Raw genomic sequence first — 21,902 nt, 5'->3', positions numbered from 1 at the left:
TCCCCCACAAAACGGAGAACTCCATGTCACAGGACAAGGAACCGCGCCGACGTTTTTTGCGTCAGGTGCTGGCGATCGTGCCTGCCACGACCCTGGCCACCGGCGCCACGCTCACCCAGTCGGCCTGCAGCAGCGACAAGCCCGCTGCCCCCGCCGCGTCAACCACGCCCTACGCGCCCAAATACTTCACCGCTGACGAATGGCGTTTCGTGAACGCCGCCGTCGATCGTCTGATTCCCGCCGACGACCTCGGCCCGGGGGCGCTCCAGGCCGATGTGCCGCAGTTCATCGACCGCCAGATGGAAACGCCCTTCGGGCACGGCAAGCTGTGGTACATGCAGGGGCCTTTCCACACCGATCAGCCGCCCGAGATGGGCTACCAGTTGAGCCTCGTGCCGCGTGACATCTATCGGCACGGCATTGCGGCCTGCGACGCCTACTGCAAGAAACAGTACAACAAGGCATTCGCCGACCTCGATCACGCCGCGCAGGAGACCGTGCTCGGCGATCTCGAGCACGCGAAGGTCGAATTCGACAGCGTGCCTGCGCGCACGTTCTTCTCGTATCTGCTGGCCAATACGAAGGAAGGATTCTTCTCGGATCCCATCCACGGCGGCAACCGGGACATGGTGGGCTGGAAGATGGTGGGTTTTCCCGGCGCCCGCGCCGACTTTCTCGACTGGGCAGACCAGCCGAACGTCAAGTACCCGTACGGGCCCGTGTCGATTTCCGGAAAGCGGGGCTGATCCATGGCCATCAAGAAAGATAAGGTCGACGCCGTCATCGTGGGCTTTGGCTGGACCGGGGCCATCCTCGGCCAGGAACTCACCGATGCCGGGCTCAATGTCGTGGCGCTCGAGCGCGGCGCGATGCGCGACACGCCCACGGACGCGCAGTACCCCAAAGTCATCGACGAACTCGAATACTCGGTGCGCGGCAAGCTCTTCCAGGAACTGGCGCGCGAGACCGTCACGATTCGTCACACGCCGGACGATCTCGCCGTGCCTTACCGCCAGAACGGCTCGTTCCTGCTCGGCAACGGCGTGGGCGGCGCGGGCTTCCACTGGAACGGCATGCACTACCGCATCCTGCCCGAGGAGCTGAAGCTGCGCAGCCACTACGAGGCGCGCTACGGCAAGGCATTCATTCCCGACGGCATGACGATCCAGGACTTCGGCGTGAGCTACGAGGAACTGGAGCCGCACTTCGATTTCGCCGAGAAAGTGTTCGGGACGTCGGGCAAGGCCGGCAACCTGAACGGCACGATCGTGCCCGGCGGCAACCCGCGCGAGGGCGCGCGTTCGAGCGAATTCCCCACGCCGCCGCTGCAGACGACCTACGGGGCATCGCTGTTCGAGAAGGCGGCACGCGAGGTCGGCTTCAATCCGTATCCCGCGCCCGCCGCGAACACTTCCGAGCCTTACACGAATCCGTACGGCGTGCGCCTCGGGCCGTGCAACTTCTGTGGCTTCTGCGAGAACTACGGCTGCTACATGTACTCGAAGGCGTCGCCGCAAACCACCATCCTGCCGGTGCTGCTCAAGAAGCCCAATTTCGAGTTACGCACCCATTCGTACGTCATCAAGGTCAATCTCGACAGCGACGGCAAGAAGGCCACCGGCGTGACCTACATCGATGCGCAGGGCCGCGAAGTCGAGCAACCGGCCGATCTCGTCATCATGGCCGCGTACCAGATGCACAACGTGCGCCTGCTGCTGCTCTCGGGCATCGGCAAGCCCTACGATCCGAAGACGGGGGAGGGCGTCGTCGGCAAGAACTACGCCTATCAGATGAACGGCGCGATCAACGTGCTGCTGCCCAAGGGCACCCAGTTGAACCCCTTCATCGGGACGGGGGCGGGCGGTGTGTCGATGGACGACCTGAACGGCGACCAGTTCGACCACGGGCCGCTGGGGTTTATCGGCGGCGCAAGCATCCGTCACGTGCGCACTGGCGGACGTCCGATCAAGATGACGCCGAGCGTGCCGGGCACGCCGTCGTGGGGCAGTCAATGGAAAGCGGGCGTTGCCGACGCGTATCAGCGTTACATGACGATCGGCATTTCGGGCTCGGTCATGTCGTATCGCGACGCGTGCCTCGATCTCGACCCGACATACCGGGACGCCTATGGCGTGCCGCTGCTGCGCATGACGTTCGACTGGCACGACAACGAGTACGCCATGCTGGGCTACATGGGCGACCGGATGGAGGCGGTCGGCCGCGCGATGAATCCGGAGAAAGTGTTCCGCGCAATCCGCAAGAAAGGCACGCACTACGACACGCGGATCTACCAGAGCACGCATACGACCGGCGGCGCGATCATGGGCACGAACCCGTCGAACAGCGTGGTCAACAAGTATCTGCAAAGCTGGGACGTATCCAATGTGTTCGTGATGGGCGCATCGGCGTTTCCGCAGAACATGGGTTACAACCCCACGGGCGTGGTGGCGGCGCTGGCGTACTGGTCCGCGAAGGCGATTCGCGAACAGTACCTCAAGAACGCCGGCCCGCTGGTCCAGGCCTGAGGAGCGCAACCATGATCCGCAAAACGATGATGAAACGCTTCGCTGGCGTGTTTACGGCGGGTGCCCTGACGCTTATGGGGGCCGCCGCGTGGGCGCAGAGTGCGACGTCGCCCGCCGGGACAGCCGTCTCACCCGTGCCCACGCGCACGGTACCCGCCGTGGCGGTGGAAGGGGGGGCGCAGCCGCCTGCCGCGAACGATCCGCAAGCGCAACTCGTGAAGCAGGGCGAATATCTCGCTCGCGCGGCCGATTGTGCCGCGTGCCACACGGCGCCCAAGGGGCAGCCATTCGCCGGCGGCCTGCCGATCGCCTCGCCGATCGGCACGATCTACTCGACGAACATCACGCCGGACAAGGGCACTGGCATCGGCAGCTACAGCCTCGAGGATTTCGACAAGGCGGTGCGTCACGGTATCGCGAAAAATGGCGCGACGTTGTATCCGGCCATGCCGTACACCTCGTACGCGAAGGTGCGTCCGGCCGACATCAAGGCGCTGTATGCCTATTTCATGAACGGCGTGCCGCCGGTCGCGCAGACCAACAAGTCGACCGATATCCCCTGGCCGATGTCGATGCGCTGGCCGCTGTCGATCTGGCGCAAGATGTTCGCACCGGCGGTCGTTGCCGACACCGCCTCGACCGATCGCGATCCGATCTCGCGCGGACGCTATCTCGTCGAAGGTCTGGCTCACTGTAGCGCGTGCCACACGCCGCGCGGTGTTGCCTTCCAGGAGAAGGCGCTCACCGACGACAGCACCGCATTCCTGTCGGGCGGCGTGGTCGACAACTTCCTGGCGAAGAATCTGCGGGGCGATGTTACCGACGGCCTGGGTAGCTGGAGCGAAGCCGATATCACGGCGTTCCTGAAGGCCGGACGTAACGATCACTCCGCGGCTTTCGGCGGGATGTCGGACGTAGTGCAGCACAGTACCCAGCACATGAACGACGACGATCTCGCGGCCATCGCCAAGTACCTGAAGACGCTCAAGCCGGTCGACCCGAACGCCAAGGCGCTCGCCTACGACGACACCGTGGCCAAGGCATTGCGTACGGGCGCTGGCAAGGGCAACGGTGCGCTCACGTTCCTCGACAACTGTGCGGCGTGCCACCGCAGCACCGGCAAGGGCTACACGCAGACGTTCCCGACGCTCGCCCTGAGCGCGACGGTAAACTCGACCGATCCGACCTCGCTCATCCACATCGTGTTGCGCGGTGCGGAGATGCCGTGGACGAAGACGGCGCCGACACATTACGCGATGCCGGGCTTCGACGACCGTCTGACCGACCAGGATGTGGCGGACGTGCTGACGTTCGTGCGCTCGAGCTGGGGCAACCAGGCACCGGCGGTGACGGTTGCTCAGGTCGCCAAGGTGCGCAAGGCGGTCGGTGCCGCCGCGCAGCCGCAGCGTTAAGCTGACGACGTGTCGGGCGAGCGCGCGATCCCTCGTCGCGCTCGCTTGACCCGCGTCAGTCCAACCAATGCTTGATCGAGGCGATGAGCGCCTTGCGGGAAATGCCGTAGCGATCCTGCAGCACCGGCAGGGACCCCGCGTCGAGGAACTGGTCGGGCAGGCCGATGTGGCGAAAGCGCGTCGAGACCTCGGCGCGCATCAGCGCTCCGGCCACCGCTTCGCCCAGGCCGCCGATCACTGTGTGGTTTTCCGCGACGACGACCAGACGCCCGCCACGCGCTGCCTCGCGCACGATGGTCGCCTCGTCGAGCGGCTTGATCGTCGGGACGTGCAGCACGGCCACGTCGATGCGATCGGCCGCCAGCGCCTTGGCGGCGTCGAGGGCGCGCATGGTCATGAAGCCGGTCGAGATGACCAGGACATCGTTGCCGTCGCGTATTGGCTTGGCTTTGCCGAGTTCGAACGTGTAGCCGTACTCGTCGAGCACCAGCGGGACGTTGCCGCGCAGCACGCGCAGGTACACAGGGCCGGGGTGGTCGGCGATGGCCGGCACGATCTGCTCGATGTCCAGGGCGTCGCAAGGATCGATCACGGTCAGGTTGGGCATCGCACGGAAGATCGCGATGTCATCCGTGGCCTGGTGGCTGGGGCCGTAGCCGGTGGTCAGGCCTGGCAGCCCGCCAATGATCTTGACGTTGGCGTGCTGTTCGGCGATTCCCTGCGAGATGAAGTCGTAGCATCGGCGTGCGGCGAAGGTCGCGTAGGTCGACGCGAAGGGAATGAAACCCTCCTTGGCCAGTCCGCCCGCGGCGGTCGCCATCAACTGCTCGGCCATGCCCATTTGGTAGAAGCGCTCCGGATACGCCTGCGCAAAGATGTGCATGTCCGTATATTTCGCGAGGTCGGCACTCATGCCGACGATCTCGGGGCGCTCGTCGGCCAGGGCGACGAGCGCCTTGCCGAAGGGCGTGGCGCGCGTCCGGTGTCCCTCATCGACCGACGACGCGATAATCGCCGGCATGGCGGGCGCCGGGGGCTGGCCGGTTGGCGTCGTCGACAGTTTTTCGGCTACGGATGTGTTCATGCTGCGCTCCCTTGCGCGTTGAGCGCGCTGAATGCCCGTTGCCACTCCGGCGGGTCGAGGCGAATGAAGTGATTTTTTTCGCGGGCTTCGAGGAAATCGACGCCCTTGCCCATCTTGGTGTCGCAGATGATGATGCGCGGCACGGGCTTGTCGTGAGACCGGGCATTGTCGAAGGCGCGCAGCACGGCGGGCAGGTCGTTGCCGTTGACGCGTTGGGTGTAGAAGCCGAACGCCTCGAACTTCTGCACCAGCGGCTCGGTCGGCATGATGACCGTTGACGGGCCGTCGGCTTGCACGCCGTTGACATCGACGATGGCGATGATGTTGTCGAGCTTGAACGCCGATGCCGACGTTGCCGCTTCCCAGGTCGGTCCTTCGGCAAGCTCGCCATCGCCCATCAGCGTGTAGACGAACGACGCTGACTGCTTGCGTTTGAGGCCGAGTCCCATGCCCACGGCCATCGGCAGGCCGAGACCGATCGAGCCGCCCGACATTTCCGCGCCCGGCGTGTACGACATCATGCCCGACATCGGCAGGCGGCTGTCGTCGCAACCGTAGGTGACGAGTTCCTCCCTCGGGAAGTAGCCGGCCTCGGCGAGCGCGGCGTAATGCGCGATGGCGTAGTGGCCGACCGACAGCAGGAAGCGATCGCGCGCCTCCCATTGCGGCTCTTGCGGCCGAACGTTCATGGCATGCAGATAGGCGACGGCCAGCACGTCGGCGATGCCCAGCGCCTGTGCGATATAACCCTGGCCCTGAACCTCGGCCATGGTGATGGCGTTGTGGCGGATGCGATGCGCGCGTTGCGCGAGCCGACTCAAGGTATCGGTGGGGGGCGATGCAACGGTGCTCATGAAGTCTCCTGTGCAAAGTGAACGTGTCCCGGCGCGCGTCGGGCAACGCGCTGCATGGCAGCGCGCGCCGCGTTGGCAGGTCCGGAGTGGGGGAAGTTCCTGGGGCGTGAATCGGCCAAGGTCAGGTGAGGAAGCCCGTCGAGAGCCAGGGCACGGCGGCGACCAGCACCAGGCCGATGGCCAGCGCGACGATGTAGCCAACGATGGGCCGCATGCCCTCGTCGGGATGGACCTTGCTGATGACGCACGCGGAGTAGTAGCCGACGCCGAACGGCGGCGCGAACAGGCCGATGCCCATGGACAGGACGACCACCATCGCGTAATGCACCTCGTTGATGCCCACGCTCTGCGCCACCGGGAACAGCAGGGGACCGAACAGTACGATGGCCGGAATGCCTTCGAGCACGCTGCCCAGGACGATGAACGCCAGGATCGAGATGGCCATGAAGCCGACCGGACCGCCCGGGACGTCGCGCATTGCCGCGGCGAGCATCGTCGAGAAGCCCGACTGCGTGAGCGACCACGCCATGCCGGTCGCCGCGCCGATGATCAGGAGGATCGCCCCCGTCAGCGAGGCAGTCTCGACCAGCATCGGATACACCCGCTTAAGGTCGAAGCGGCGGTAGATCAGCACGCCGATCGCGGCGGAGTAGACGATGCCGATGGTCGACACCTCGGTTGCCGTGGCAATGCCCTCGATCACCGCGACGCGGATCACGAACGGCAGCGCGAGGGCGGGCAGCGCGATCGCGAAGCTTTTCGCGATTTCCCAGCCCGAGGCCCGCGCGCCGCTGTCCACCGTCTCGTGGCGATAGCGCCACCACACCAGCGAGCACAGCGTGACGCCGAGGATCGCCCCGGGCAGCAGGCCGCCGGTGAACAGCGCCGCGATCGATACGCCCGTCACCGAGCCGATGGTGATCAACACCAGGCTTGGCGGGATCGTCTCGGTCTGCGCCCCGGTGGCGGCGAGCAGCGCGACGAGATCGCCGGGCTTGGCGCCTCGGCGCTGCATCTCCGGGAACAGCACCGGGGCGACCGCCGCCATGTCGGCCGCCTTCGAGCCAGAGATGCCGGAAACGAGATACATCGCGCCGATCAGCACGTACTGCAGGCCGCCGCGCACGTGGCCGAGCAAACTGCCGAGGAACGCCACCATGGAGCGCGCCATGCCCGTCATCTCCATGAGCAGGCCGAGGAACACGAACAGCGGCACCGCGAGCAGGATCAGGTGACTCATGCCTTCGTCCATCCGTCCCGCCAGAATCACGACCGGCGTGGTGGTGCCGAGCGTCAGGTAGCCGAAGGTGGCGAGCGCGAACGAGAACGCGATCGGCACGCCGGTGAGCACCATCAGCGCAACGAAGCCGACGAAGAAGATCAGCAGGTTCAGGTTGCCGAGCCCACGCAGCACGGGCTGCGCGAGCAGCAGCGCACCGACGATCACGCCAATCGTCACCACTGCGGCGGCGACCATGCGCACGTTGCCGTGACGGACCAGGCGCAGCAGGGCGGTCAACGCCATCAGCGCGCAGCCTACCGGAATGGCGCCGGCACGCCACGAATCGGCAATCTCCAGCGCGGGCGTCGTGATGAAGGCCTGGTCTGCCGCGAAGTCGTACGCGCTCGGCATGAAAAGCAGCAGGAACGCGAGCGGCGTGGCGATGGCCAGCACGTCGAGGAACGCGCGCCGGCCGGCGTTCATGCGACCGACCAAGGCGGTCATGCGCATGTGTTCGCCGCGCTGCAGGGCAATCACCGAGCCGAGCATCGCCAGCCAGATGAACAGGATCGAGGCAAGCTCATCCGACCAGACCAGCGGGCTGTGGAACACGGCGCGACTGACGACGCCGGAGAACAGCGTGACGATCTCGGCCAGCACCAGCAGCGCGGCCGGCAACTCGACGCACCTCGCCAAGGTGGTTTGCAGCGCGGCGATGACGCCCCCCTCGGCGGGGGGCAGCGGCAATATGCCTTTGTTCATGCGAGTCTCCAGCCTGGCGCGATTCATACCCTGTCTCCTTCGAAAGGCCTGTGGGGGCTCACAGCGCGCGGCCCGCACTCTTTTGCAGCAGTGCCCAGGCCGCTTCGCCGAACTTGCCCTGCCATTCCTTGTAGAAGCCGGCGCTCTGGAGCTTGTTCTGGAAGGCGGCGGCGTCGACCGAGTTGAAGGCAATGCCCTTGGCGGTCAGATCCTTCTCGAGCGAATCGTTGAGCGCCGCGACGTCGACACGCTGCTTCATCGCGGCGGCCGTGATCTGGTCTTCGATCACCTTGCGGACTTCCGCCGGCAGCTTGGCCCACGAGGCGCGGTTCGACAGGAACCAGAAGCCGTCCCACATGTGGTTGGTCTTTGCTACGTACTTCTGGACTTCGTAGAGCTTGGCCGAGTTGATCGTGACCAATGGGTTTTCCTGCCCGTCGGCGATCTTCGTCTGCAGCGCCGAATAGACTTCCGCGAAGTTGATGGTGAGCGGCGCCGCGCCGAAGCCCTGGAACATCGACGTCCACATCGGCGACGGCGGGACGCGAATCTTGAAACTCTTCAGGTCGTCGGGCGTCTTGATGGTTCGCGTCGACGAGCTGATCTGACGGAAGCCGTTGTCGAAAATCTTCGGGAACGGGTGCAGGCCACCGCGCTCGATCTGCGCGCGCACGTAGTCGCCCAACTCGCCGTCCATCGCGCTCCACACATGGTCGTAACCCTTGAACGCGAAGCCCACGCCACTGATCGCGGCCTTCGGGACGAGTGTGGAGAGGATCATCGGCGACAGCGTGAAGAAGTCGAGCGCGCCTGCACGCAATTGCGACAGCATGTCGGTGTCGCCGCCGAGCTGGTTGTTCGGGAACACGCGCAGGTCGACCTTGCCGCCGGTCTCCTTGCGGATGGCCTCGGCGGCCTCGGTGATGCGTACCGTCAGCGGGTGGGTCATCGGCGCGTTGTTGGCGTACTTCAACGTGAAGTCGGCAGCGTAGACGCGTGTGTGCTTGAGGATCGCCGGGGCCGCGATCGCCGTACCCAGGGAAAGCTTCAGCATCGAACGGCGGGAAAGGCTCTGCATGATGTGTCTCCTGAAGATTGCTTTTTTTGGATTTGGGTGCCTGATGCGTCCGGGCGCTAGGGGCGCTCGGACGGTACGGCGGTTGCGGCAGTGATGGCGATAGTGAAGCGGGGTAAGTCGAAGGCACTTACCGGCGGCGGGTCGGCGACCGGCGCGCTGACCTCGACCAGGCACGACTGCGCGGCGCAGCCTTGCGACAGGCCCGAGGCCGGCAGGTCGGCCGTCAAGACGTTGGGATTGCCATGCTTGTCGCGCCCGCTGTCCGGTTCCGGGTCGTACCATGCGCCGGTGGACATCCGCACCACGCCGGGCAGGATGCGATCGGTGATGCGCACGCCGGCGAGGCAGCGACCGCGCGCGTTGAACACCTCGACGATGTCGCCGTCGTGGACGCCGCGTGCGGCGGCGTCGCGCGGGTGAATGTAGAGCGGCTCACGGCCCTGAATCTTGTTGGCGGCGCTGTATGGGCTTCCGTCGAGCTGGCTGTGCAGCTTGTTGCGCGGCTGGTCCGAGATCAGGTGCAGCGGATACGTCTTCGCGAGCGGTGCGCCGAGCCATTCGGCGGGCGGCAGCCAACACGCGTGACCCGGGCAGTCGGGAATATTGAACGAGGCGATCCGGCGCGAATACAGCTCGATGCGCCCGGACGGCGTATTCAGTGGCGCGGCGGCGGGATTGGCGCGAAACGCCTCGAGCATCACGACCGGCCGCGCGCGCGAATGAAGATCGACCATCCCCGCGTCGCGGAAGGCGTCGAAGTCGGGTAACGCGACGTCCGCGCGCGCATAGCGCTCGCGCGTTTCTTCATACATGTGCCTGAGCCATTGGGCGGCGTCGCGGCCTTCGGTAAACTCCGCGAAGACGCCGAGCCGTTGCGCGAGACCCGCAAAGACAGTGAAGTCATCGCGTGATTCGCCGACCGGCTCGGCGATCTTGGCCATCCACATCAGGATGGCTTCCTGCGACGCGTAGCCGAGGTCGTCGCGCTCCAGCGACGTTGAGATCGGCAGCACGACGTCGGCATATCGCGCGGTCGCGGTCCACGATTGCTCGTGGACGACAATCGTGTCCGGCGTCTGCCAGGCGCGCAACAGGCGGTTGATGTCCTGGTGATGGTGGAACGGATTGCCCCCGGCCCAGTAGACCAGGTGCGTGTCGGGATAGTGATAACGCTTGCCGTTGTAGTCGAACGGCTCGCCGGGCTTGAGCAGCATGTCGGCAATGCGAGCCACCGGAATGAACGCGTTGACCGGATTGCGGCCTTGAGGCAACGTTGGCCCGCCGAGTTTGTCGTGCGGCGTGCCCAGGGTGTTCACGCTGCCGTAGCCGACGCCGAAGCCCCCGCCGGGCAGGCCGATCTGGCCGAGCATTGCCGCCAGGGTGACGACCATCCAGAACGGTTGCTCGCCATGATGCGCGCGCTGCAACGACCATGCGACGTTGAGTAGTGTGCGGCTTGCGTGCATGCGTCGTGCGAGCGCGGTGATCGTGTCGGCCGACACGCCGGTGATCGGTTCCGCCCACGTGGGCGTTTTCGGAATGCCGTCGACACGTCCGAGCAGGTACTGCTCGAATTCGCCATATCCCTCGCAGTGCGAGGCGAGGAACGCGGGGTTGTGCAGATTCTCGTGACGCAGCACCCAGGCGAGGGCAAGCATCAATGCCGTATCGGTGCCGGGGCGCGACGCGATCCATTCAACGTCGCCGCCGGTGTCGAGATTGTCGGAAACCGGGCCGATGTTGACGAACTTGACGCCGGCGGCGTGCATCGTACGCAGTCCACCGGGGACGCGATGACGGCCGACGCCGCCCGGTGCCGACTGCGCATTCTTCTGCGGCACGCCGCCGAAGGTGACGAACAGTTCGGTGTGTTTGGCGAGCACGTCCCACGAATGGTGGTAGCTGATCAGCGCGTCCATGTCGTCGACGACATGCGGCATGATCACATGCGCCGCGCCGAGGCTGTACGAATCCCGATGGCGGACGTAACCGCCGACACAGTTCAGGAAGCGATGCACCTGGCTCTGTGCGTGGTGGAATCGCCCCGCGCTCGCCCAGCCGTATGAGCCACCGAAAATCGCCGTGTTGCCGTAGGTCTCGCGAACCCGCGCGAGTTCCTTCGCGACGAGATCGAGCGCGACGTCCCACGACACTTCGACGAAGGGTTCCTTGCCGCGCAGGTGCGTGGCGCTCCCTGGCCCCTTTTCCAGCCAACTGCGCCGCACCGATGGACGGCGAACGCGCAGTGCGCGCAGCGAATCGGCGGTCTGGTAGGTGCCGATCGGCGAAGGGTCGCTGTCGTTCGCGTAGGGGCGCAGACAGGTTTTGCCCGTAGCGTCGACGCCGGCTTCGTAGGCGCCCCAGTGCGAGAGAGTATATCGCGTCATGCGGCGGTCCCGACGTCCAGGGACTCCTCCAGGAACAGCTCGAAGCAGATCAGCACCGGATTGTCGCCGCGCACTACGCGACCTTGGTGAATGTTGCCGCGCGGGTCGATCAGTGCGATGTCGAGCGTTGCGCGCGGACCGTTCGCCGCCTCGGCAACCGCGCCGTCGAGCACGAAGATCTCGGTGGCAATGTCGTCGACCGGCGCCGCGTTCTCGAAGCGCGCGCCGACGATGCTGCCGACGCTGCCGCGAATCGTGGCCGCGCGCAGACCATGGTCGCGGCAGACCTGCTCGATACTCTGCACAAGATCCTCGTTGGGACGAATGCGCGCGACCACGCATCGCCGGCCGGGTGCTGTCGACGCCGGGCGGCGCGGTGTCTCGATCGGCACCGGGCGGAACAGCGTGAAGTTGGTTTCGGCATCGAAGTCGGCGCGCATCTCGGCGTTGGCGATGCCCCAGGCGCGCGCCTCGGTATCCTGCGCGACGATCACCTGATCGGAGAAGATATGGCCGCCCTGCCAGCGACCGTCGGCAGTGCGCCACATCGCGTGGCAATGGATGAACGGCCCGCCGTCGCGGCGACCCACGGTCGCGCAGGCCAGCTCGACCGTGACGGGTTCGTCGATGCGGTGTTGTTCGCTATAGAACGCCACGTGCTCGTCGTCTGGCGATGCGGCCGGGCGCACGTAGTGCATCGAGCGTAGCCGCAGGCCTTCGATGCGCACCGTGGCCGCGGCCATGCCGGCGGCTTCGAGGGGCGCGAGGATGCCATCGCGCAAGCTTTGTCCGCCGGCCAGGGGGAAGGTGAGCGACAGGGCATCGCCGGCGATGGATTCGATCCGCGCCGCAGCCGGTGGGCCGGGCTGCGTCAGGCGTCTAGGGGCGGGCATATTCACGGTGTCTCCAGGCATTGTGTGGGCGCGTGCGAGGGGTGCTCGTCGTTCTCGCCGTGCGGCAGTGGGCCTTACTTTGTGCGACGGGCGGCGCGGACCGCCGTCACCGACGCATCCGTCGCGTGCGCCTCTATCCGTTGTTTCAGTCGCAGTTCGATGTTGCGTACCTCGGACTGCAGCATGCGTACCAATTTTTGCTGACGATCCTCGCCCATGCGGCTCTCGATCGCGCCGATCGAGAGCGCGCCGGACGGGGCACCCGATTCGTCGCGAAACACGATGCCGAGGCCCCATGAGCCGGGGTGCACCAAACCGCGGTGCGTCGAGTAGCCGCGTTCGCGCGTCTCGCGCACGAGTTCCCACAGCCCCTCGGGCGTGATCGACGGGTAATGTTCGCGATAACTGGCCGCGTTCGCGCTCAGCGTTTGCTCGACCTCGTCATCGTTCAGTGCGGCCAGCAGGGCGATGGCGCCGGCGCCCACGCCGAGCGGGTGGCAGTCCCCGATCGTCAGCACCTGGGCGCGCACCGGATACGTGCCCTCCTCGCGGTGGAGACACACGGCGTAATCGCCTCGGCGTACGGTCAGGAAGGCGGTGTCCTCCGACTGATGCGCGAGCCGTACCACGCTGCCCACGGCGACGCGATGCGTGCCGAAGCGCTCGGCCGCCAGCGTGCCCAGCACGTAGCTTTCGATGCCGAGGTGATAGCGCTTGCTTTGCGGATCCTGCTCGATCAGGCGGGCTCGCGTGAGCGCACCGAGCAGGCGGTGCACCGTAGGTTGCTTCAGGCCGCTCTGCGCTACCAGTTCGCGCAGCGGCGTGCCGACCCGGCTCTGCGCTGACACCAGGTTGAGCAACGCCATCGCGCGATCAATGCTTTGCGAGCCGTCTCGTTCGATCGACACCACGGATGCCGTCGCGGCGTTGCCTTGCGGCGGTATCTCATCGGCTGGAGATTGACCCATTTATAAAACTCCACATTGTGGACTATTGATTCTGAATTTCACGTTTGGATGAATTGCTGATTAATCCACATCGTGGGTAGTTGTTGTGCATAACTACGTGAAAATTATAGGGATTGGTTGTTGATTATGAATCGTGGTTAACGAGCACTATCCACAAAAGCGGGTCATCTTCTATTCTTCGATCCGTCGATTGCTTTTTATTTAAAGTCCACATTATGGATTTAATTGGTTTAACGAGATCGAGGAGGCGCGAATGAATGCATCCATGAACGCCACGGCATCGATGCACGGCAAGACCGTGATCGTGTTCGGCGCGGGCTGCCGCGGCGAGGGCTGGAACAATGGCAAGGCGGCGGCTGCCGCTTACGCGCGCGCCGGGGCGAGCGTGTGCTGCGTCGATCTCGACGGCGAGCTGGCCGAGGCCACGGCCGATGCGATCACGCAAGCGGATGGCACGGCGCTCGCCGTGCGTGCCGATGTCACCGACAGTGCGTCGGTTGCGCGGGCGGTTGCCGAGACACTGTCGCGCCTGGGGCGCATCGACGTGTTGCACAACAATGTGGGAGTGACGCACATGGGCGGGCCGGTCGAGCTTGACGAAGCGACGTGGCATCTCGCCATCGAACTGAACCTGGGCTCGGTCTATCGCACGGCGAAGGCCGTGTTGCCGCATATGATCGAGCGCGGCAGCGGCGTGATCATCAATATCTCGTCGCTCGCGTCGCTGGGGTGGACCGGCTACCCGTATTTCGCTTACTCGGCCTCGAAGGCTGCGGTCAATCAGGCGACCGTCAGTATGGCAATGCAGTACGCGCGCCACGGCATCCGCGCCAATTGCGTGCTTCCCGGTGCGATTCACACCCCGCTGATCTATACGCAGATCGCGTCGCAGTACAGCAGCGTGGAAGCCATGATCGAGGCGCGCAACCAGATGGTGCCGATGGGCCGCATGGGCGACCCGTGGGACGTCGCCAACGCCGCTGTGTTTCTCGCCTCTGACCAGGCCAGGTTTATCACGGGCGTTGGCTTGCCCGTCGACGGTGGCCAGAGCTGCGCAATGGTTCCGCTCAAGTGACGCAAGACGCGGGCGACGCGCGATATCGCGCCGATGCCCGGCATCGATTCATCCATTTCATCGGCGCGTGTGAAGTTGAGCGCGGGCGTATCGAACCTATCGAATTCCACACAGGAGCAAGGCATGCAAGCAGATTCACGGGTCGCGGTGATCACGGGCGGCGCGGGCGGCATTGGCGCGGCGATTGCTGAGCGGCTGGCCGAGGACGGGTTTACCGTGATCGTCGGTGATCTGGCACTGGAGGCGGCGCAGACGGTGGCGTCGGCGATCGTGGCGCGCGGGCAGCGCGCCGACGCCATGACGCTCGACGTCGGCGACGGCGCGTCGATCGAACAGTTCTTCGCCGCGCTCGACGAACGTCATGGCCGATGCGACGTGCTCGTCAACAACGCGGGCATCGCCAGTCTGACGCCGTTTATCGATTTCCCGCTCGACACGTTCCGCCGCATCATGGAGATCAACCTGACCGGTCCGCTTGCGCTCGCCCAGCACGCCGCGCGTCGCATGGTTGCGCGCCAATGGGGCCGGATCATCAACATCGCGTCGACGAGCGGCATCCGTGCTGGCGCAGGGCGCACCGGTTATGGCACGTCGAAGACCGCAATGATGGGACTCACGCGTCAGATCGCGATCGAGCTTGCGCAGTGGGGGATCACGGCCAATGCGGTCGCGCCGGGGCCGGTCGAGACGCCGCTCACCCGACACCACTCGGCGCAGGCGCGCGAGACGTATCTGCGCCAGGTGCCGATGAAGCGGTACGGCCAGCCGGGCGAGATTGCTGCCGCGGTCGCGTTTTTCGCGTCGGAGGGGGCGAGTTTCGTGACCGGCCAGACGCTCGCGGTCGATGGCGGTTTCGTTGCCGCAGGCATCCTCGACGAATGACGTTCACCAGCGCCCGAGTCTAAGGAAGAGACAAGATGAATACGCAACCCATGCTGGTCGGTTGGGCGCATTCGCGCTTCGGCAAGCTTGATGCCCCCGACGTGGAAGCGCTGATGCGGGATGTGATCGACGACGCGCTGGCGCATGCGGGCGTCGTGGCCGAAGACATCGATGCGGTCATGGTCGGCGTCTACAACAACGGCCTTACGCCGCAGGGCTTCGAGGGCGCACTCGCCGCGCTCGCGCAGCCCGGCCTGCGCTTTGCGCCTGCGATGCATGTCGAGAACGCCTGCGCGACCGGGTCGGCGGCGCTTCATGCGGCGATGGATTTTATTGCGGCAGGGCGTGGCAAGCTCGCGTTGGTGATCGGGGCGGAGAAGATGACCGCAGTGCCGGGGCGGGCCATTCCGGACATCCTGATGAGCGGGTGCTATCGTCGCGAGGAAAGCAATCCCGACGGTTTTGCCGGCATTTTCGGCCGGATTGCGCAGACGTATTTCGCGCGCCACGGCGACCACAGTGACGCACTGGCGATGATCGCCGCCAAGAACCATGCGAACGGCGTGCGCAATCCCTACGCGCACTTGCGCAAGGATCTCGGGTTCGCGTTTTGCAACGCGCCGTCGGAGCACAACCCGTTCGTCGCCGGACCGCTGCGTCGCACCGATTGCTCGCCCGTGTCTGACGGCGCCGCAGCGATGGTGATCGCCGCCCCCGAGGTCGCGATGACGATGGCGCGCGCGATTCGGTTTCGCGCGCGCGTCCAGGTCAACGACTTCCTGCCGCTCGCGAAGCGCGATCCGATCGCGTTCGAGGGGGCGCGTCGCGCGTGGGGCAAGGCGCTCGGCCACGCAGGGGTGACGCTGGGGGATCTGAGCCTCGTCGAGACGCATGACTGCTTCACCATCGCCGAGATGATCGAGTATGAGGCGATGGGGCTCGCCGCACCCGGTGAAGGATGGCGGACGATCGAGGAGGGCGTGACGACGCGTGACGGGCGTCTGCCGGTCAACCCGTCGGGCGGGCTCAAGTCGCGTGGACACCCGCTGGGTGCGACGGGGGTGTCGCAACATGTGATGGCGGCGATGCAGCTAGCGGGAGAGGCGGGCGACATGCAGATCGCCGACGCCACGCTGGCGGGAGTATTCAACATGGGGGGCGCTGCGGTGGCCAACTACGTCTCGATCATGGAGCGCGCCAAATGAGTTTCGTCAACATGACGCCGACGTCGGCGCGGGTGATGAACCTTGCCTATTTTGCGACGCGCAACGCGCGTCGTTTCCCGAACCATCTCGCGGTCGTCTTTGGCGAACAGGAATGGACCTGGCAGGCGTTCGATGCACGTGTCTCGGCGCTCGCGGCGGGGTTGCGTGCGCTCGGTGTGGGCGCTGGCGATACCGTGCTCGCCCACTCGCGCAACAGCAACGAGATGATCGAGGCGATGATTGCGGTGTTTCGTCTTGGCGCGGTCTGGGTGCCGACCAACTTCCGGCTCGCGCCGGGCGAGGTGGCCACCATGGCGCGTGTTGCCGAACCGGCGGTATTCCTGTGCCAGACGGATTATCCCGATCACGCCGCCGCGGTCGTCGCCGAGCGTGCGGACTGCCACATCGTCTGGTTCACCGGCGACAACGCGGTGCCCGACGCATCGCCGCAGGTGAGTGCGTTGATCGATCGCCACATGGCGGCGCCGATGACTAACGCGGTGGTCGAGCGTGATACGCCGTGCTGGCTGTTCTTTACCTCGGGCACCACCGGGAGCCCGAAGGGGGCGGTGCTCACGCATGGGCAGCTTGCGTTCGTCATCAACAACCATCTGTGCGACCTTTTGCCCGGCCTTGCGCACGAGGACGGCTCGCTGGTCGTCGCGCCGATTTCGCACGGGGCGGGTATGCATCAACTCAACGTGATGGCGCGCGGCGGCACGACGGTAATGATGCCGGCGCAGAAGCTCGATCCGGCGCAGGCGTTCGCGCTGATCGAGCGGTATCGGCTGACCAACATGTTCACGGTGCCGACGATTCTCAAGATGCTGGTCGAGCACCCAGCCGTCGATACGTACGATCACGCGAGTCTGCGCTACGTGATCTACGCGGGCGCGTCGATGTACGAGCAGGATCAGAAGCGTGCGCTGGCCAAGCTGGGGCCGGTGCTGGTGCAGTATTACGGCCTGGGGGAAGTCACCGGCAACATCACGGTGTTGCCGCCGTGCGACCACAATGACGAGACCGTTGCGCTGCGGCCGCGCACGTGTGGGTTCGAGCGCAGCGGCATGCAGGTGACGATTCAGGACGACGAGGGGAACGAGTTGGGGCCGGGCGAGACGGGCGAAGTCTGCGTCATTGGTCCGGCGGTATTCGCCGGCTATTACCGGAATCCGGAAGCCAACGCCAAGTCGTTTCGCGACGGCTGGTTCCGCACCGGCGACATCGGGCATATGGACGAGAGTGGTTACGTGTATCTGACCGGTCGGGCGTCGGATATGTACATCTCGGGGGGCTCGAACGTCTATCCGCGCGAGATCGAGGAACTGATGCTGATGCACGGTGCGATCACCGAGGTCGCGGTGGTGGGCGTGCCGGATGCGCAGTGGGGGGAGGTCGGTGTGGCCGTCTGCGTCTTGCATGGCGGCGCGAGTCTGGACGAATCGGCGCTGCAGGATTGGCTCAAGACCCGTATCGCCAAGTACAAGGTTCCGAAGCGAATTGTCTTTTGGGAGGCGCTGCCGAAGTCGGGCTACGGGAAGGTGCCGAAGCGCATGGTGCTCGACGAGTTGAAGCGGCGCGATGCGTCGCTTGAGGCGTCGGCGAGGTTGGCGGAGTGAAGGGAGGCGCGGCGCGGGCAGGGGACTGACGTGTGGATGGCGTGCCCGGTTCAACACCCCCAATGACCGAAACGAGCCTGCCACCGCAGCGCTGGTCGTGCGGCGAAAAAGCGGCGATATCACCGCATTTTATGCGGTGAATAACTTGCGCCTGCGGTGAATGTGGCACATAATCTCCGTATGAAAAGCGGCGATTACACCTATATCTGGCAGGCCAGCGACTGGCCGAGCTGGCGCTATGACCTGGCTGCCTTGGTCCAGTCGTTGGCCGACGTCAGCCGCGCTCAAGGTTTGTTGATGGGACGACTGGCCGACGTCGGAATGGCGTTGCGCGACCAGGCCAGCCTGTCGGCGCTGACAGAGGATGTCATCAAGACCAGCGAGATCGAGGACGAGCATCTCAGCGTCGAGCCTGTCCGGTCCTCCGTCGCACGCCGCCTCGGCGTCGACATTGGTGCCCTGGGTCCGGTGGACCGTCACGTCGAAGGCGTAGTCGAAATGGTGCTCGACGCCACGTCCAACTGCAACGCCTCGATCACCCAGGATCGTTTGTTCGGGTGGCACGCAGCCCTCTTCCCCACGGGTTACTCGGGCCTTGCCCGGATCAATGTGGGCGGGTGGCGCGACGATGTCACCGGTTCGATGCAGGTGGTCTCTGGCCCGCCGGGTCGTCAGCGCGTGCATTTCGAAGCACCGCCCGCCGATCGACTCCAAACCGAGACGGACCGCTTTATCGAGTGGGCCAATAGCGCGTCGAATGAGCCGCGGCTGATCAAGGCTGGGCTTGCGCACTTGTGGTTTGTCACCCTGCACCCGTTCGACGACGGCAATGGCCGTATCGCGCGTGCCGTCGGTGACCTGTTCCTGGCACGAGCCGATGGCAGTCCCCAGCGCTTTTACAGCCTGTCGGCGCAAATTCAGCGGGAGCGCAAGGCCTACTACGACATTTTGGAGCGGACCCAGAAGCAATCGCTTGACGTCACCGAGTGGCTCGCTTGGTTTCTTGAAACGTTGCATCGCGCCGTCGATCAGGCACAGCACACACTTGACGCGGTGCTTGCCAAGACGCGGTTCTGGCAGCGCTGGGCGACAACGCCGCTGAACGAGCGACAAGTGAAGCTGGTGAATCGGCTGCTCGATGGCTTCGAGGGCAAGCTCACCAGTAGCAAATGGGCGGCGATCGCCAAGTGCTCGCAAGACACCGCGCTGCGAGACATTACCGAATTGCTGGCCTTTGGCGTCCTGCGCAAATCGGATGCGGGTGGACGCAGCACCAGCTACGAGCTGAATGAATCGCGAGGGTGGGCCGACATTCGGGCGTTACCCGGGCTTGGCGGCGCAAGCGTGCAATGACACCCGGTTCAGAATGCGCGTCGATCATCGGATCGATCCGCCCCCAATAATGCAAGCTTGCCGTGCATGCCGTGTGAATGCGAGATTGAAGTTTTTGCGGTCAACCGTCCTGACTGGACAATTTTGCATCCTGCCCCAGTCGACGACAATCGCGCCTCCGGCGAAACGCCCAAGCTCGCCCGCTTTGACGTCTCACCTGGCATACGCCGGGGGGCCGTCTTAAATCCACTGGTCGTTCTCGACAGTACGCTCGCCCGTCGCGCCGTCGCCCGTGTTCACCACACCCCGGGGTTCGATCAGCAGCAGCTTCACTTCTGCGTTTGCACAGGGCTTGTGCTCGACGCCCTTCGGTACCACCGCCATCTGGCCGGCACGCAGCACGATTGCCCCGTCGCCCGCAGGCCCCGCGCGAAAATCGATACGCAACTCGCCTTCGAGCACGATGAATGTTTCGTCGGTGTCGGCATGTCGGTGCCACTGGAACTCGCCTTTGACCTTGACGACCTTAAACTGATAATCGTTCATTTCAGCCACGACGCGCGGTTGCCAGTGACCGTCGATCTGCGCGATCTTGCCCGCCAGATCGATGGCCTGGCACTGGCCGCGCTCGGCCGGTGCGATGGTGTGGTTCGGGGATTGGGACATCGTTTTCTCCGTTCAACGTCAATGCGTCGAGGATACGCACGCGCCTTGCGGCCGTATTGAACGATCGTGGGTATTTCAGCCGGGCTGGGAGCGGGCCGCGACCTGGAGCCAGTGCCCCGGCGTCAGCCCGAATGTCTTTGAGAAGTGTCGCGTCATGTGACTCTGATCAGCAAAACCCGCGGCCGCGGCGGCGTCGGCGAGCGAGGTGCCGGTGAGCAGCATGCGGCGCACTGCGTCGAGGCGCCGCATCGTCAGATAACGGTATGGACTCGTGCCGTAGAACAGACGAAAGTCGTGCGACAGACTCCAGCGATCGCGACCCGTCGCCGCTTCGAGTTCGGCGAGCGTGACGACGCGCGCGCAGTTCGCGTGCAGATAGTCGCGTGCGCGCCGCGCCGAGAGGAAGTGGCCTTTCGAGCGTCGTACGGGCGTGCCGGCAACGGCGGCAAGCGCGTGCGCCAGTTCGGCGAGCGCATCGCTCTGCTCGAGCGGCTCGAGCGCATGGCCGACGTGCTGCAGCAACGTCGCGGTTGCCGCGGCAAGGCGCGGATCGGTCGTCACGCCGCCGTCGAGGAACGGCAGCGCGCGTCCGCCGAGGACGTCCTGAAAGAGCGCGGGTTCAACGTAAATCATCCGGTACTGGAACCCCTCGTCCGTGCCCGCTTGACCATCGTGCGCCTCGTCGGGATGTAGCACGAGCGTGTTCCCGGGCAGGCTGTTTTGCTGAGTGCGTCGATAGTTGAAACGCTGAACGCCGGCGAGCGTGCGGCCAATCGCATAGGTGTCGTGGCGATGCATGGCATACGCCTTGCCGCGAAACCACGCTTCGATGCGCTCGACGCCTTCTATCGGCTCGGCATGCCTCACCCAGTCGGGACGCAAGCGCAGTGCTTTCCGGTTCATGATGTCTGGCCTTGGATGTCCCGGGATGTCGTGCCGCGGCACGGCGCTCGGGCGCGGTAGGGTGGCGGTGGCTCCCGGAATTGTCGCATGGGACAGCGCATGCGCGAGGATGCGCGGTATCGTCGCCGCGCGGGCTTGAAACACAGCCGTCCGCCCAGTGCGTATTTGCTCAGGGGATTAGCGCGGTCCCGAACGGCGGCTTCGGGAAGGTTTCAATGGCGGTTCAAGGGGTAAGGACGTTTTGTCAGTCAGCAATCGAACGAATGACCTTTGCTGGATTTCCGCCGACAAGGGTGTTCGGCGGAACGTCGTTGGTGACGACCGATCCCGCCGCGACAACCGAGTTCTCGCCTACGGTGACTCCACCGATGATGGTCGCTCCGGCTGCGATCCAGACGTTCCTCTCGATCACGATGGGCTTTGCGATGACGCCGTTGTGCCGCTGGGAGGGTTCGATGGGATGCCCGGACGTGATGAGGCTCACGTTTGGACCGATCATCACATCGTCGGCGATGTCGAGCCCGCCAAGGTCATAAAACGTGCAATTCTGATTGATGAAGACATTGCGCCCGACGCGGATATCGACCCCGCCGGTCGTATAGAACGGCGGTATCAATAGAAAGCTGTCGTCCACTTTCTTGCCGATGAGATCGCTGAACAACGCTCGGACTTCATCTATATCGTTGAATGTCAACCGGTTGAGCGTTGCGGTGATTGCCATCGCCCGTTTGATGTTTGCTGACATGGCCGCTGATTCCGGTGTTCTCCTGGCAATCATCTTGATGCGATCATTTTTCGGCATTCGTTATTTTTCTCCGGCTCGTATCCTGTGGCTTTCAGTGGCAAATCGCGCGTGTGTTGTGGACAACTGATTCCGGAATGCTGCGGCTGCCGGCGGAACTGCGACTCTCGATGAAAAGCTCGCGCACGCCGCCGCGTAACGCCAAACGCCATGTGCTGAGCATTCTCGCCCAAATCAGCGACCAGATTCATTGGGCCACCACAAATACCACCACGTACCACCGGAAAAGCGCA

Annotated in this window: 18 protein-coding genes; 8 read left to right on the top strand and 10 right to left on the bottom strand. The window is 64.9% G+C overall.

Annotated elements, in window-relative coordinates; genetic code table 11:
- Positions 1–23 precede the first annotated feature (23 nt).
- The 3 genes from PTE31013_RS09395 to PTE31013_RS09385 are packed head-to-tail and all read left to right on the top strand — an operon-like array spanning position 24 to position 3,937.
- Entirely contained in the window at positions 24–746 is a 723-nt protein-coding gene (locus tag PTE31013_RS09395; protein ID WP_150612538.1) for a gluconate 2-dehydrogenase subunit 3 family protein, read from the top strand.
- Between the two features lie 3 nt (positions 747–749).
- Positions 750–2,525, top strand: coding sequence for a GMC family oxidoreductase (locus PTE31013_RS09390; RefSeq protein WP_150612537.1), 1,776 nt, complete (start codon positions 750–752; stop codon positions 2,523–2,525).
- Positions 2,526–2,536: 11 nt separating this feature from the next.
- Positions 2,537–3,937 (top strand): c-type cytochrome, encoded by a 1,401-nt coding sequence (locus PTE31013_RS09385; RefSeq protein WP_246174146.1) that lies wholly within the window; start codon positions 2,537–2,539, stop codon positions 3,935–3,937.
- 55 nt (positions 3,938–3,992) lie between these two features.
- Here PTE31013_RS09385 and PTE31013_RS09380 read toward each other — a convergent pair whose 3' ends face one another.
- The 7 genes from PTE31013_RS09380 to PTE31013_RS09350 all read right to left on the bottom strand — a co-directional run bounded on the left by PTE31013_RS09380 (position 3,993) and on the right by PTE31013_RS09350 (position 13,185).
- Positions 3,993–5,021 carry a transketolase family protein gene (locus tag PTE31013_RS09380; RefSeq protein ID WP_174978496.1) on the bottom strand — a complete coding sequence of 343 codons (1,029 nt, stop codon included), beginning with the start codon at positions 5,019–5,021 and terminating at the stop codon, positions 3,993–3,995.
- The gene (locus PTE31013_RS09375) at positions 5,018–5,875 is read right to left on the bottom strand and encodes a transketolase (protein WP_150612536.1); all 858 of its coding nucleotides are present in this window, start codon (positions 5,873–5,875) and stop codon (positions 5,018–5,020) included. The genes PTE31013_RS09380 and PTE31013_RS09375 overlap by 4 nt, the downstream gene beginning before the upstream one ends.
- Positions 5,876–5,996: 121 nt before the next feature.
- A complete protein-coding gene (locus PTE31013_RS09370; protein ID WP_150612535.1) occupies positions 5,997–7,859 on the bottom strand; it encodes a TRAP transporter large permease in 1,863 nt (620 codons plus the stop codon).
- Positions 7,860–7,917: 58 nt separating this feature from the next.
- Complete coding sequence (locus PTE31013_RS09365; protein ID WP_150612534.1) at positions 7,918–8,937, bottom strand: TRAP transporter substrate-binding protein; 1,020 nt, start codon at positions 8,935–8,937, stop codon at positions 7,918–7,920.
- 56 nt (positions 8,938–8,993) lie between these two features.
- Positions 8,994–11,324 carry a molybdopterin-dependent oxidoreductase gene (locus tag PTE31013_RS09360; protein WP_150612533.1) on the bottom strand — a complete coding sequence of 777 codons (2,331 nt, stop codon included), beginning with the start codon at positions 11,322–11,324 and terminating at the stop codon, positions 8,994–8,996.
- Positions 11,321–12,217, bottom strand: a complete 897-nt coding sequence (locus PTE31013_RS09355) for a PCC domain-containing protein (RefSeq protein ID WP_246174126.1) — start codon at positions 12,215–12,217, stop codon at positions 11,321–11,323. Before PTE31013_RS09355 ends, PTE31013_RS09360 begins: the two co-directional genes overlap by 4 nt.
- A gap of 74 nt (positions 12,218–12,291) precedes the next feature.
- Positions 12,292–13,185 carry an IclR family transcriptional regulator gene (locus PTE31013_RS09350; RefSeq protein WP_150612531.1) on the bottom strand — a complete coding sequence of 298 codons (894 nt, stop codon included), beginning with the start codon at positions 13,183–13,185 and terminating at the stop codon, positions 12,292–12,294.
- Positions 13,186–13,438: 253 nt separating this feature from the next.
- Here PTE31013_RS09350 and PTE31013_RS09345 point away from each other — a divergent pair, with 253 nt between their 5' ends.
- From PTE31013_RS09345 to PTE31013_RS09325, 5 genes are all read left to right on the top strand, one after another.
- Positions 13,439–14,260 (top strand): SDR family NAD(P)-dependent oxidoreductase, encoded by an 822-nt coding sequence (locus tag PTE31013_RS09345; RefSeq protein WP_150612530.1) that lies wholly within the window; start codon positions 13,439–13,441, stop codon positions 14,258–14,260.
- Positions 14,261–14,383: 123 nt separating this feature from the next.
- Positions 14,384–15,142, top strand: a complete 759-nt coding sequence (locus tag PTE31013_RS09340; RefSeq protein ID WP_150612529.1) for an SDR family NAD(P)-dependent oxidoreductase — start codon at positions 14,384–14,386, stop codon at positions 15,140–15,142.
- Between the two features lie 35 nt (positions 15,143–15,177).
- Positions 15,178–16,347, top strand: a complete 1,170-nt coding sequence (locus tag PTE31013_RS09335; protein WP_150612528.1) for an acetyl-CoA acetyltransferase — start codon at positions 15,178–15,180, stop codon at positions 16,345–16,347.
- Positions 16,344–17,966, top strand: a complete 1,623-nt coding sequence (locus tag PTE31013_RS09330) for an acyl-CoA synthetase (protein WP_150612527.1) — start codon at positions 16,344–16,346, stop codon at positions 17,964–17,966. The genes PTE31013_RS09335 and PTE31013_RS09330 overlap by 4 nt, the downstream gene beginning before the upstream one ends.
- Before the next feature lie 180 nt (positions 17,967–18,146).
- Positions 18,147–19,319 (top strand): Fic family protein, encoded by a 1,173-nt coding sequence (locus tag PTE31013_RS09325; RefSeq protein WP_150612526.1) that lies wholly within the window; start codon positions 18,147–18,149, stop codon positions 19,317–19,319.
- A 219-nt stretch (positions 19,320–19,538) separates the two neighbouring features.
- On the opposite strand, the gene PTE31013_RS09320 is transcribed toward PTE31013_RS09325, so the two are convergent.
- From PTE31013_RS09320 to PTE31013_RS09310, 3 genes are all read right to left on the bottom strand, one after another.
- The gene (locus PTE31013_RS09320) at positions 19,539–19,964 is read right to left on the bottom strand and encodes a cupin domain-containing protein (protein ID WP_150612525.1); all 426 of its coding nucleotides are present in this window, start codon (positions 19,962–19,964) and stop codon (positions 19,539–19,541) included.
- Positions 19,965–20,039: 75 nt separating this feature from the next.
- Entirely contained in the window at positions 20,040–20,867 is an 828-nt protein-coding gene (locus PTE31013_RS09315) for an AraC family transcriptional regulator (RefSeq protein WP_150612524.1), read from the bottom strand.
- A gap of 244 nt (positions 20,868–21,111) precedes the next feature.
- Entirely contained in the window at positions 21,112–21,669 is a 558-nt protein-coding gene (locus PTE31013_RS09310; RefSeq protein ID WP_150612523.1) for a sugar O-acetyltransferase, read from the bottom strand.
- Positions 21,670–21,902: the final 233 nt, after the last annotated feature.

It is taken from the genome of Pandoraea terrigena (assembly GCF_902459705.1).
GTDB classification, from domain to species: Bacteria; Pseudomonadota; Gammaproteobacteria; order Burkholderiales; family Burkholderiaceae; genus Pandoraea; species Pandoraea terrigena.
The sequence above is the reverse complement of the archived record's forward strand: the minus strand, read 5'-3'. Positions and strand labels throughout refer to the sequence as shown.

Excerpts from the sequence above, each read along its gene's own strand:
- PTE31013_RS09395 (WP_150612538.1), top strand. The coding sequence starts at position 24 with ATGTCACAGGACAAGGAACCGCGCCGACGTTTTTTGCGTCAGGTGCTG.
- PTE31013_RS09390 (WP_150612537.1), top strand. The coding sequence starts at position 750 with ATGGCCATCAAGAAAGATAAGGTCGACGCCGTCATCGTGGGCTTTGGC.
- PTE31013_RS09385 (WP_246174146.1), top strand. The coding sequence starts at position 2,537 with ATGATCCGCAAAACGATGATGAAACGCTTCGCTGGCGTGTTTACGGCG.
- PTE31013_RS09380 (WP_174978496.1), bottom strand. The coding sequence starts at position 5,021 with ATGAACACATCCGTAGCCGAAAAACTGTCGACGACGCCAACCGGCCAG.
- PTE31013_RS09375 (WP_150612536.1), bottom strand. The coding sequence starts at position 5,875 with ATGAGCACCGTTGCATCGCCCCCCACCGATACCTTGAGTCGGCTCGCG.
- PTE31013_RS09370 (WP_150612535.1), bottom strand. The coding sequence starts at position 7,859 with ATGAACAAAGGCATATTGCCGCTGCCCCCCGCCGAGGGGGGCGTCATC.
- PTE31013_RS09365 (WP_150612534.1), bottom strand. The coding sequence starts at position 8,937 with ATGCAGAGCCTTTCCCGCCGTTCGATGCTGAAGCTTTCCCTGGGTACG.
- PTE31013_RS09360 (WP_150612533.1), bottom strand. The coding sequence starts at position 11,324 with ATGACGCGATATACTCTCTCGCACTGGGGCGCCTACGAAGCCGGCGTC.
- PTE31013_RS09355 (WP_246174126.1), bottom strand. The coding sequence starts at position 12,217 with ATGCCCGCCCCTAGACGCCTGACGCAGCCCGGCCCACCGGCTGCGGCG.
- PTE31013_RS09350 (WP_150612531.1), bottom strand. The coding sequence starts at position 13,185 with ATGGGTCAATCTCCAGCCGATGAGATACCGCCGCAAGGCAACGCCGCG.
- PTE31013_RS09345 (WP_150612530.1), top strand. The coding sequence starts at position 13,439 with ATGAATGCATCCATGAACGCCACGGCATCGATGCACGGCAAGACCGTG.
- PTE31013_RS09340 (WP_150612529.1), top strand. The coding sequence starts at position 14,384 with ATGCAAGCAGATTCACGGGTCGCGGTGATCACGGGCGGCGCGGGCGGC.
- PTE31013_RS09335 (WP_150612528.1), top strand. The coding sequence starts at position 15,178 with ATGAATACGCAACCCATGCTGGTCGGTTGGGCGCATTCGCGCTTCGGC.
- PTE31013_RS09330 (WP_150612527.1), top strand. The coding sequence starts at position 16,344 with ATGAGTTTCGTCAACATGACGCCGACGTCGGCGCGGGTGATGAACCTT.
- PTE31013_RS09325 (WP_150612526.1), top strand. The coding sequence starts at position 18,147 with ATGAAAAGCGGCGATTACACCTATATCTGGCAGGCCAGCGACTGGCCG.
- PTE31013_RS09320 (WP_150612525.1), bottom strand. The coding sequence starts at position 19,964 with ATGTCCCAATCCCCGAACCACACCATCGCACCGGCCGAGCGCGGCCAG.
- PTE31013_RS09315 (WP_150612524.1), bottom strand. The coding sequence starts at position 20,867 with ATGAACCGGAAAGCACTGCGCTTGCGTCCCGACTGGGTGAGGCATGCC.
- PTE31013_RS09310 (WP_150612523.1), bottom strand. The coding sequence starts at position 21,669 with ATGCCGAAAAATGATCGCATCAAGATGATTGCCAGGAGAACACCGGAA.